General features: G+C 40.0%; 10 protein-coding genes, 1 pseudogene and 2 riboswitches. Of the genes and pseudogenes, 7 read left to right on the forward strand and 4 right to left on the reverse strand.

Annotated elements, in window-relative coordinates:
* Positions 1–33: 33 nt before the first annotated feature.
* A riboswitch (cobalamin riboswitch) is annotated at positions 34–236 on the reverse strand.
* Between the two features lie 300 nt (positions 237–536).
* The gene (msrA, locus tag AAEM60_RS12715) at positions 537–1,076 is read left to right on the forward strand and encodes a peptide-methionine (S)-S-oxide reductase MsrA (protein ID WP_341356457.1); all 540 of its coding nucleotides are present in this window, start codon (positions 537–539) and stop codon (positions 1,074–1,076) included.
* 80 nt (positions 1,077–1,156) lie between these two features.
* Positions 1,157–1,309 carry a hypothetical protein gene (locus tag AAEM60_RS12720; protein WP_299737389.1) on the forward strand — a complete coding sequence of 51 codons (153 nt, stop codon included), beginning with the start codon at positions 1,157–1,159 and terminating at the stop codon, positions 1,307–1,309.
* A 53-nt stretch (positions 1,310–1,362) separates the two neighbouring features.
* Here AAEM60_RS12720 and crtI read toward each other — a convergent pair whose 3' ends face one another.
* Complete coding sequence (gene crtI / locus AAEM60_RS12725; protein WP_299737391.1) at positions 1,363–2,868, reverse strand: phytoene desaturase family protein; 1,506 nt, start codon at positions 2,866–2,868, stop codon at positions 1,363–1,365.
* A 211-nt stretch (positions 2,869–3,079) separates the two neighbouring features.
* On the opposite strand from crtI, the gene AAEM60_RS12730 reads away from it, so the two are divergent.
* The 3 genes and pseudogenes from AAEM60_RS12730 (at position 3,080) to AAEM60_RS12740 (ending at position 6,264) form a co-directional block, all read left to right on the forward strand.
* Entirely contained in the window at positions 3,080–4,195 is a 1,116-nt protein-coding gene (locus tag AAEM60_RS12730; protein WP_341356458.1) for a glycosyltransferase, read from the forward strand.
* Between the two features lie 53 nt (positions 4,196–4,248).
* Positions 4,249–4,713 (forward strand): annotated as a pseudogene (locus AAEM60_RS12735) (hypothetical protein).
* Between the two features lie 330 nt (positions 4,714–5,043).
* Positions 5,044–6,264 (forward strand): MFS transporter, encoded by a 1,221-nt coding sequence (locus AAEM60_RS12740; RefSeq protein WP_299737396.1) that lies wholly within the window; start codon positions 5,044–5,046, stop codon positions 6,262–6,264.
* 96 nt (positions 6,265–6,360) lie between these two features.
* Here the strand turns inward: AAEM60_RS12740 and AAEM60_RS12745 are convergent, their stop codons facing one another.
* Positions 6,361–7,221 (reverse strand): S1-like domain-containing RNA-binding protein, encoded by an 861-nt coding sequence (locus AAEM60_RS12745; protein WP_299737398.1) that lies wholly within the window; start codon positions 7,219–7,221, stop codon positions 6,361–6,363.
* Positions 7,222–7,435: 214 nt separating this feature from the next.
* Positions 7,436–7,536, forward strand: a riboswitch (purine riboswitch).
* Positions 7,537–7,621: 85 nt separating this feature from the next.
* Between AAEM60_RS12745 and AAEM60_RS12750 the strand changes: the two genes are divergently transcribed.
* Positions 7,622–8,914, forward strand: a complete 1,293-nt coding sequence (locus AAEM60_RS12750) for an NCS2 family permease (protein WP_299737400.1) — start codon at positions 7,622–7,624, stop codon at positions 8,912–8,914.
* A 55-nt stretch (positions 8,915–8,969) separates the two neighbouring features.
* Here AAEM60_RS12750 and AAEM60_RS12755 read toward each other — a convergent pair whose 3' ends face one another.
* Positions 8,970–10,166 carry an MFS transporter gene (locus AAEM60_RS12755; protein ID WP_299739560.1) on the reverse strand — a complete coding sequence of 399 codons (1,197 nt, stop codon included), beginning with the start codon at positions 10,164–10,166 and terminating at the stop codon, positions 8,970–8,972.
* 140 nt (positions 10,167–10,306) lie between these two features.
* Positions 10,307–10,840: a YhcN/YlaJ family sporulation lipoprotein gene (locus AAEM60_RS12760; protein WP_299737402.1), complete on the reverse strand. Its 534-nt coding sequence runs from the start codon at positions 10,838–10,840 to the stop codon at positions 10,307–10,309.
* A gap of 108 nt (positions 10,841–10,948) precedes the next feature.
* On the opposite strand from AAEM60_RS12760, the gene AAEM60_RS12765 reads away from it, so the two are divergent.
* Entirely contained in the window at positions 10,949–11,704 is a 756-nt protein-coding gene (locus AAEM60_RS12765; RefSeq protein WP_299737403.1) for a ZIP family metal transporter, read from the forward strand.
* Positions 11,705–11,753 lie beyond the last annotated feature (49 nt).

Below are 11,753 nucleotides of genomic sequence, written 5' to 3' on the forward strand. Positions count from 1 at the left end.
ACATGCACATTACACCTTTCTATCCGCGTAGATTTGGTGCGAAAGACATTAGGCAGGTCTCCTGGCTCATGGTCAATGTTTGCTGCACCTTCCCATACCTATTAGTACAGTGGCATTCATACAGCGCACTTCCATTTACAGTGGCGGGACCGCGTTGGAATTACACCAACTTCCCTATTATGAAGCTAAAAGTTTGCTACCGAAACTTCCGCTTCACCTAATCTCGTATCATATGTAATTGTTCCGTTCACATGAATTATACACAAGTTATCATCGTTAGTGAATTGATTTTTATGAATTTGTGGAAATTTGCAGAATGATTGAATCTACCTCTATAATGCATGTTGATGCCTGGGCTATAGAATAGGAAAAGAGCTTTGGCTTATGTGATTTATCAATTGCCCACTTATAGTAAACCATATAGGCAAAGAAGCTTTGATGCTAATTGATTGTCGCTTCCTCCCTTTCATGATAGAATCTTTTTCAAGCTATTGCTTTACTACTTTAGAGTGGCATATGTATAGGAGGTTTTCGCAATGAATGAAAAGAAAGAGTTCGCTACTTTTGCCGGGGGTTGTTTTTGGTGTATGGTAAAACCATTTGATGAACTACCGGGTATTATTGACGTCGTATCAGGTTATTCAGGGGGCCATCTTGAAAACCCTACCTATCAGGATATCAAAGCCGGTAACAGCGGACATTATGAAGCTGTTCAAATTACCTTCGACCCTGCTCTCTTTCCCTATGAAAGATTATTAAAACTATACTGGCCGCAAATTGATCCGACTGATGACGGAGGACAATTCCATGATCGCGGTGACCAGTATCGCACAGCTATTTTCTATCACAATGATCATCAAAAACAATTAGCAGAAAACTCGAAGAAAGAAATAGAAGAAAGTGGACGATTCAAAAATCCAATCGTCACAAAGATCCTACCTGCCTCAACCTTCTACCAGGCAGAAGAATATCATCAAAAGTTCTACAAAAAGAATCCCGATGAATATAAACAAGACCGGGCGAAATCCGGTCGTGACGAATTTATTGAGAGTCATTGGGATAACCCAAAAGCTTAAGGGCTTTAAAAAAATGTATCATTCCCCGAGAATGAAAAAAACTCCTTTCGCCAAACTAATTGGCAGAAAGGAGTTTTTATATGAAGAAAAATGATCACGTTAAAGAAGATAAAGAGCAAGTCGTTGGATATGAAGGGCCAGGGAAACTGGTGAACTTCTTTGATCCCTATCCAGCTGAAGACGAGGCGAAAGTGAATAATTCTGATACGGTGGATAATCATAGTTCTGAATGAAAATGAAAATATAAGGTGATGGTAATCATGCAAACCATCACCTTATATTTTTTTTATCCTATAAAACGGTTTACCTTCACTTGTTCATCTAAGATCAATTCCGCCGTAAGTTGTCCAGAAAGCGTGACCATTGGCACACCTCCACCCGGATGGGTTGAACCTCCAACAAAATACATATTAGAGAGCACTCTGCTCTTGTTCGGAATCTTGAAACCGCCGTTAAGCTTCCGGTCTGTGACAGTACCATAGATCGATCCACCATTCGCCCCATAAAGGGTTTGAATGTCGTTTGGAGTGAAGGTATATTCGTATTCTATATGATCCCTTAAATTGGTTACGCCCATTTTCTCAAGCTTATCCAGAACTTTGAGGCGATAAGATTCTTTGTATTGTGCCCAATCTTCCCCCTCTTTTAATGGAGGCACATGTGTTAACACAAACATGTTTTCTTTCCCTTCAGGAGCCTGTGTGGAATCCGATTTCGACGAGATGCCGATGTAAATCGTCGGATCGTCAGAAAGCTTTTGCTCATCGAAGATCTGTCTGAATTCTTTTTTTGGATCCTTACTGAAAAAGAAATTATGGTGAGCGAGGTGATCATATTTACGATCTACCCCGAGTAGCAGCACCAGTCCTGAAACCGTTGGAGCAAATTTGCTTAATTCATCGACTTCCTTAGAAGATTCATGATAATCAGCTAAGAGGGATTTGTAGCAAGGAATGGCCTCTAAGTTGGATACAACGATGTCCGCCATCAGCTCTTCTCCAATTTTTGTTCGGACTCCTTCAGCACGGCTGCCTGATGTAAGTATATCTTCAACTTCACAATTTAAGCGGACCTCTACATTGAGTTCCTCCAACACCTTGGCCATTGCCTCAGCAATTTTGTACATTCCGCCTTTTACGTAATGGACTCCAAGACCTAACTGAACATGGGTAAGCTGTGACATGATGGCTGGTGCATGGTAAGGCGAAGACCCTACGTACATGATAAGGAAGTTAAATAGCTGCTGTAGATGCTTGTCTTTAATGAATTTACGATTTGCAGCATCCATGGATTTCATTGGATCCATTTGCAGTAATTCTTTGACCGGATGCATCGTGCGCAAGTCTTGCAAGCCATTGATGCTCTTTTTATAGAAACTTTTCATTGTAAGTTCATACATTTTTCCACAGTAGCTTAAATAGTTAAAGAAGTTATTCGCATCCTCTGTGGATGTCTTCTTCATTTCTTCTAACATGGTCGGGAGATCCGAAGAAACATCAAGGACCCTTCCATCTTCAAAAAATGTCCTCCAGCCCGGATCCACTCTGATGATATCTACATAATCATTAAGATCACGGTCCGCATGAGCAAATACTTTCTCCAGTACCCATGGCATCGTAAGGATGGAAGGTCCTGTATCGAAAGAAAAGCCTTTTCCTTTTCTTTTATTTAATTTTCCGCCAAGTCTTTCCCCTTTTTCAACAATCGTAACGTCATATCCTTCTGAGGCAAGACGGATGGCTGTTGACATACCTCCCAAGCCGCCTCCTACTACTATTACTTTCTTCTTCATTTCATTTCCTCCTAACGAGAAAGATCGTTTTCGACTGAATCGTCTATTCAGCTTTCCATTGTGCCCATTTTGTAGGATTTCAAACCAACTTTAACATGAATTCATGCAAGAGAATTCAGCACAAAACATCCAATCCTGATGAATAAACGTATCACCTTTAACGAAAATGGTTAAAATGTCGATACAAATCAATAGATTAGAGGGTGAAAAAATGTATATTTGGTTAGGGACTGTTATTCTTACCGTTTTCCTTTTCACTAGAATTCCTACCGTCAAAAAGTCCATTCATGTAAGGAATAGTTTTCTCGTGAAAAAATGCTCCATCATCATTCCTGCAAGAAATGAAGAGCAGACGATTGGAAATCTATTATCCAGTATTCAGAAGCAATTTATTCAGCCCGTAGAAGTGATCGTTGTGAATGATGGATCAAAGGATCGAACGAAGGAAATAGCTGAAGGATACGGAGCAACAGTCATCGATCCACTCCCTCTGCCAAGTGGATGGAACGGGAAATCCTGGGCTTGTTGGAATGGGATGAAAGCATCAAAGGGTGAATTCTTATTGTTTGTTGATTCTGACACATGGTTTGAGCAAGCAGGACTGCTTAGAATATGCGAGACTTATCAACAACAGCAATGTCAGGGAGTTCTGAGCATTCACCCTTATCATCGGATGAATAGTGGATATGAGGCATTATCCATGATTTTTCATTTAATGGTTTTCGCCTCAACCGGTGTCACCCATCTCCTTTCCGGGTTGTTCACCCCTTCCGGTGGCTTTGGTCAGTGCTTCCTGTGTTCAAGAGATGTATATCGTCGAATCGGTGGCCACGAAGCAATCAAAGGAGAAATGGTGGAGCATTTTGCCTTAAGTCGACACGCTAAAAAATGTGGAGAATCAGTAGAAGCAGTCAGCGGAAGTAATGCGATTTCCATGAGAATGTATGGGAACGGTTTACGTGAGTTAATGCAAGGATGGTCGAAGAGTTTCGCTTCCGGGGCAAAATCGACAAATATCATATTATTGGGACTTTCTTCTTTGTGGATTGCCGCTTTCACTTCTTTAATCATTCATTCGCCGGTAATGGTATGGACAAACCCATATATTTATATGATTCAGTACATTTTTTTAAGTGTTTACTTGTATTTCATAATTAGTAGGATAGGGAATTTCACCGTTTTTGATACGCTCTTATTTCCAATCCATATTCTATTTTTTATTGTGACTTTTTCCCACTCCGTTTTGACTACATTTTTCACGAAAAACACGAAGTGGAAGGATCGATATGTTTATATAGAAAAAGGGAAGGATGAAAAAATGAAATGATCATCCTTCTGAATGTTGTCGCATGGGTAAGTATTCATTTCTTTGTTTCCTATATGGCTTCCAGATTGACCCCACACCAACTCCAGAAATTGTCCACCCTCTTCCAACCATTGGAAATGGAAGCGGGTGGCGGAATGTATAGGTTTATAAGGATCAAAAAATGGAAGAAGCATATACCCGATGCAGGAGGATGGTTTCGGGGAGGAGTGAATAAGAATGAAATCGGGCTATCTTCTCATCAGGGTAGAGTGGCCTTCCTTAACGAATTGAAACGTGCCGAATGATCTCACTGGCTGCAAATGATACCGGCACCATTTTTTTATATTCTAAATAATGGCGTTGTGTCCTGGGTGATGTTTTTATATGGAATTCTATTTAATCTCCCACTTATCTTGGTGCAGCGCTACAATCGAATGAGAATTGTCCAGATAATGGTCCAATATGCTCCACCTGAGGAATCGGGGCCACCAGGGGAGACTAATACCCCGACTTTTAACCATTTTTCAAATAGTGCATAAATTTATAAAAATTTGTACATTTTAAGAATAAGAACCGAGGAAGTCCTCCACTACAATAAGCCATAAATCGCCCGATTTGCTCGGTTCCCTTCTCTAATTCCCTCCTTCTTCAATAAAACCATTATGCAGAAATTTGTCGAACAAATAGTCTCTTCTTTTTCTCATCATTATGCTAAACTAATTGCATCAATGACGAGGGGGAAATAACATGCAAAAAACGTTCAAAACACTTTCATTTCAAGAAGGAGTGAACGTTTAGGATCCTTATACATGAAACGACGCTCCTTCTTCCGGGACATATAGTACAACAAAAGGAAGTAGGAGACATGAATGAACAAACAAACGATTGCATCCCATAATATCCGGATGCTATTTTGGATTTCTTTTTTTGGTACGATCAGTTTTCTTCAACCAGTCTTAACTTTATTCTATTTTGAAAGAGGATTATCTTCTTCCCAAATTTTGATTTTACTCATGTTTTGGAGTGGAGCTGTATTAATTGGAGAAGTGCCAACTGGAATGTTTGCTGATCGGTTTGGGGCAAAGTATTCCTTTTTATTTGGATCTATTCTTAAAATCCTTAGTATTGCGCTGCTTTTATTCGCCTATGAGCCATGGGTGTTTTTCCTGTACAGCTTTATAAATGGGTTTAGCGTGACCTTTTTTTCCGGGGCTGATGAGGCACTTATCTATGACTCACTCAAAGAATCCAATGAAGAAAATCGCATGGATCATGCAATGGGCAAAATTCAATCTGCCACATTTATCAGTATGTTGATTGCGGTTATGTTCGGCTCTTATTTAGCTAAAGATTTAGCTGACAGCCAATTTAATCTACTCATTACCTTAGGCTTGGCGTTCCATTTAATAGAGGTTTTCTTCGTCTTCAGAATTAAGCAGCCCACTATGGACTCCTTCAAAAAAGAGAATCCTTTTTCTCAAATTAAAAGCGGTCTGCTCGTGATTCGTCAAGCACCGGAGCTTTTGCTGATGTTTCTAAACGTAACATTGGTCTTCATTCCTGCAGGTGCTGTATATCAATACTTTGATCAGCCCTTGATGAAGGAGGCAGGGTTGCCTGTTTATCTAATTGGAGTTTTTTATGCCATTTCGGCAGTCATGGGTTTTCTTGCTTCTAATTCCATTGGATGGATGACTGCAAAAGTTTCGAGGGTGAAGCTTATGAGTGTATCTGGTTTGTTAGCGGTAGTTGGGTTACTATTATCCGCCATATTCGGTTCTTCTTTATGGATTGTTCTTGGATCTTTTTTCGTATTAAGACTCGTTCGAGCCATCCGTTATCCGATATACTCTCAATTAAGCAATGATTTGATTCCATCCGGGATCAGGGCGACAACGATCTCATTGCTATCCATTGTAGATTCCGGCTTGGACCTTGCAGTGTTTGGAGTGTTATCCACAATTGCAGTGACAGGATATTCCTCTGTATTGATTGGATGTGCCTTTATCGCATTAATCGGTACGCTCCTGCCTATTAAATCCGTAAGTGTACAGAAAGGCCAGCAAAATGTGAATCAAATAGAATCATAATACAAAAGAGTGCTGACAGTTATTGTCAGCACTCTTTTGTATGTTTAAGGAAATCAAAGAGGGGCCACACTCTCAGCCGGAGCCTCCTCGCTATTTTTATTGCTTTTTCAAGTACGTCCAGCCTTCTTCTTGATAAACCCGGCCTTCCTTCATGAGTTTCCCAAGGGCTCGTTTGAAAGAAGCTTTGCTCATATTAAAGCGGTCTTTGATGTCATCCGGCTGGCTCTTATCCCAAAAAGGAATGGCTCCATTTCTTTCTTCCAGATACTCAAGAATGACTTCTGCATCATCCAACATCTTGTCCTGCTTTAACGGTAAGAACGATACATTTAAGTTCCCGTCATCCTTAACGTCGATGACTCTTCCTTCAACCAGCTCTCCCAGTCTTGGCTCCGCTTTGCGTTCATTCTCGTGAACGAAGCATCGATATCCTTGTTCGGATAAAAAGAACGTTCCGACTCTCAGCAGTCGATATACTCTTCCTTGCACTTTTGCGTTCATCATTTCTGCAGATGCTCTTCTAGATACCTGTTCAATGATATTTTCAGTGGCTAATCGTCCGTATAAACGATCCTGCTTATCACGATTCAATGTTAAAAACAACTGATCGCCCGGGTTTGGCCAAAGTTCAAGGAATTTAGGAAGATCATCTGCTGACACTAAAATATCTTTAGGCAAGCCAATGTTAACGAAAACGCCTAAATCCTCCCGTTTATCCACTACCTCAGCCCATCCGTAAGCACCTACTTGTACTTTAGGGATACGCATTGTCGCTGTCAGACGAACATCCTTATCATGATAAAGAAATACCTTCACAGTATCTCCTTCTTGAATTTCTTCTGTAATTTCAGAATGGTGCAGTAACACACGATCTATTTCATTCGTTAGAAAGAAACCATACGGTACTTCATGATCAACGAATAAATCCACTACCGTACCTGGTTTTAAAGAAGACATTATTCTATTTCCTCCTATTTCAATTAAGTATTTACTTAAGTTCTCTCTATTCAACGTTTGTATTCACTAAATATAGCTTTTTTAGATGATTATGTATAGTACATGCGGCGATCTTTATAATAAACCATCAATTTAGAAAATAATGAATTCACGAACATTTTTTACTTCCATTGACCTGATGAAAGTGACTTGATATGATGCTTCTAATTCAATTATAACAAAATCTCATACACCTTGTATAAGTTCAAGAATACGGCTTGAACGTTTCTACCAGCTACCTTAAATGGCTTGTCTACAAGAATAAAGTAATTCTTTAACAATTATTTTATCCTGTGGATATAACTCTGGTTGATTTTGAACCAGAGTTTTTTTATTTTATCTTCTTGGAGGGTTATAATACATGAAAACATTCTTTCAATTTGCTGAAAGAGAAACAACTTATAGAAAAGAAACATTAGCAGGGGTAACGACCTTCCTTTCAATGGCCTATATTCTTGTCGTCAATCCAATCATTCTTAGCCAGGCGGGAATGGATAAAGGCGCTTTATTTACGGCTACTGCCCTGTCGGCGATTGTAGGGTCCCTTCTAATTGGATTACTTGCAAACTTCCCGATAGGTATTGCCCCCAGCATGGGACTTAACTCTTTCTTCACCTTTTCAGTATGCATAGGAATGGGTGTTCCATGGGAAATTGCACTGACAGGAGTATTTGTTGCAGGCATCATATTTATGATCCTAAGTGTCATGAAAATACGCGAGAAAATCATCAATGTCATTCCACAGGATTTAAAATATGCGATTGCAGGTGGAATTGGTTTCTTCGTAGCGTTTATAGGATTTAAAAATGCCGGACTTGTGGTTGCCAACCCAGAAACCTTTGTCTCTATCGGAAACCTTTCTTCTCCTACTACACTTCTTGCAGTCTTTGGATTCGTTATTACATTGATGATGTTAGTCAGAGGCATTCGAGGAGGAATATTTTACGGAATGGTGGCAACCACCGTCCTGGGTATGATTACTGGGAAGATTGAGGTGCCTCACTCCATTATTGGGAAGGTTCCTAGCTTAGAGCCTACATTTGGAGTTGTTTTTACTCATTTAGGTGACATTTTCACCCTTGAAATCATGGCGGTGATCTTCACATTCCTATTTGTAGCATTTTTTGACACTGCAGGGGCATTGATTGCTGTTGCCAGCCAAGCAGGTATAATGAAAGATAATAAGATTCCGAATGCAGGTAGAGCTCTTTTAGCTGATTCCACTTCAGGAGTGGCGGGAGCGATCTTTGGGACTTCAACGACAGCCTCCTTTGTAGAATCCTCTGCAGGAGTAGCCGTTGGAGGCAGAACGGGATTCACTTCTATAGTGATTGCATTCTGTTTCTCTATTGCTCTCTTCTTTTCTCCTATATTATCTGTTATTACTCCTGAGGTGACAGCTCCAGCATTGATTATTGTCGGTGCTTTAATGGCTACCGAGGTAAGGCATATTAACTGGAGCCGATTGGAAATCGTTATTCCTACATTTGTAACAATCATTATGATGCCCTTAACCTTCAGTGTTGCAACCGGGATTGCCTTAGGATTTGTCCTTTATCCACTAGCGATGATCTCGTTAAAAAAATGGAAAGACGTTCATCCGATCATGTACATACTTTGTGCATTATTCATTGTTTACTTTGCTTTTTCTTAAAATTAAGAGAGTGATTGCTGGACTATCAACTTTGCAATCACTCTCTATTTTCTTTCTATAGATATTTATGAAAACTCCGTACCGTTTCGTCGGAAGGAAGCAGGAACGTCATCATCCCCAGTAGTGGGAGAAAGCTGCAAAGTATCATGACGAAACGAATGGTGTATAGATCTGCCAATCCCCCGAAAATGACTGCACCTACAGCTCCCATTCCAAAGGCAAGTCCAACGGTTAGTCCTGACACCATTCCAATCTTTTGTGGCAAAAGTTCTTGTGCATAGACAACGATTACACTAAAGCTTGAAGACAAGATAAATCCGATGCAAAAGATAAATGGATAGACAATACTTAAAGATAAGTAAGGTAATGCAAGGGTTAACGGCGCAGCACCTAACATTGAAAAGAAAATGATATTCCTTTTTCCAAAACGGTCTGCAAGCGGCCCTCCCAAAAAGGTTCCCAGTACTCCAGCAAACATAAATACAAAAATGTATGCTTGAGCTTCTTTAATTGAAAGACCGTAATCTTCAATTAAATAAAACTGGTAGTAATTTGATAATCCAGCTCCATACCACGAACGGGCAAACACTAAAAACACAACTAATACCATTGCCCATTTAATTCTAGGATGAATCGGGATCTTCTTCGCGCTTTTCTTGTTATGACGTTTCATCTTTTCATTAGAACGTAATTGTTCAGAGTACCAATTGGATACATGAAATAAAACGATGACCCCTAAGATTGCTACAACGGAAAACCACAGGGCCCCTTTTTGGCCAAATGGAACAAATATAAATGCCGTAATCAATGGAGCAAGTGACTGCCCTGTATTCCCACCAACTTGATAAATCGATTGAGCCAGGCCCCTGCGATTTCCGGCTGCCATATACGCTACCCTGGAACCTTCAGGATGAAAGATGGCCGAGCCGAACCCGATAAATAACACAGATAGAATAATCCAGATAAAATGACCGGATAATGCAAAGCCCACTAAACCTATTAAGCTTGACAGCATTCCTAATGGAAGTAAATAAGGTTTTGAACGCATATCCGCATAATAACCGAATACCGGCTGCAACAATGAAGAAGTCATATTGAGTGAAAATGCGATCCAGCCAATTTGGGTATAACTCAGCTGTAAGGATTTCTCAATGATCGGAAACATGGCTGGAACAACTGCCTGTAACGTATCATTGATAAAATGACCGGAACTGATGGCTAATAGAATACCGTAAATGGTAGGATTCTGCATGGGCTTTACAGCAGGTTGAGTCAAATATTGTCACTCCTTCTTATTATTTCGTTACTCTAAATATTATACTGAATTCCTTTTCCATTTCCTACAGGCAAATAAAAAAAGCCGAAGCAATGTTCGACTTTTAACCATTAGGATTAGCCTCTGTTCGGAAATACTCGTCTCAGCATTTCTGCAATCTCTTCACCTAGTCCCTCAATGGGTTTCCCATTCTCTGCTTTGTTTGCATAATCTCGCATACGATCAGTGAAATCAGGATTTGTTGAAATGTAAACATTATTTATATTTCCGTTTTGACTTTTCACTTGATCTGAGATCTTTTTCTCCAAGTCCTTTGAAACTTTTCCATTCATATTATCTTCAAGTGCCACTGCTACATACGCGTTTTGATCGGTTGTCATAACATAAGCGCTTTTGACCTCATTAAGACTAGCCACCTTATTCGCCTCTTTATCGGCCATTGAATAATTCTCTCTCATTGTTCCGTCATTTACATACTCACGATTATTTACATAATCACGATTTGCCTGATCATTTTTGTAGTTCACTTTTTCCAAATTCCGATTATTCATTTCTTGGCCTTCTTCGTTCATGTTATCCCCCATACCACAACCAGCTGCGGTACCAATGAACATTATTCCCAAAAGGGAAATCAATAGATATTTTTTCATTTTGACTACCTCCTAAATATTATTCAACCTTACTATCCCCACAGCTCATTAAAACTATTCAGTGATGATCCAGTGTTTAATTCATCACACAATAAGGGAAAACTTGATATGAAGAAGGTTTATGGAGGTGGAGAAATGTTCCAGGCTGCTTTATGGGGAGGGATTGCAAGTTTATCCCTACTAATCGGGGCTATTATGGGGATTTATTTGCACATATCAAAACGAATCGTCGCCTATATTATGGCATTAGGAACGGGGTTGATCATAGGTTCTGCCACCTTTGATCTACTAAGTGAGGCAGAAGGCAAAGCGAACCTTTACCATCTCACATCCATGTTCTTGCTGGGGGCACTCATATTCACTCTTTTCGAAATCTTTATTTCCAAAAAAGGTGGAAGTGAAAGGAAGAGGTCAAAGAAGAATCCCCATGGTCATTCTGGATTAGCCATTTATGTGGGAACCATCATGGATGCAATACCCGAATCCATCATTATTGGAGTCAGCTTTATAGGAGACCAATCAATACAATGGGTATTTATCATCGCCATTTTCATCAGTAATTTTCCTGAATCACTATCAAGCAGCATCGGGTTCAGGCTTGATCATTATAGTACTCGTAAAATTCTCACCCTCTGGGGGAGTGTAGTCGTTCTCTCCTCCCTTAGCTCCTTGCTCGGGTATGTATTTTTACAAGATGCCTCAGAAAGCATCTCTTACATAATAGGCGCTTTTGGTGCAGGCGGATTATTGGCCATGGTTTCTTCTACGATGCTGCCTGAGGCGTTTGAAGAAGGAGGACCTATTGTCGGATTCCTATCTTCATTTGGTATAATCCTTTCCTATATATTAACCCATATATCGTAGATACTTTGGCCAGCCTTTTAAGCCAAACTGAAAAGACGTACTGGAGCCA

Source organism: Rossellomorea sp. y25, from assembly GCF_038049935.1.
In the GTDB taxonomy this organism is placed as follows: Bacteria; Bacillota; Bacilli; order Bacillales; family Bacillaceae_B; genus Rossellomorea.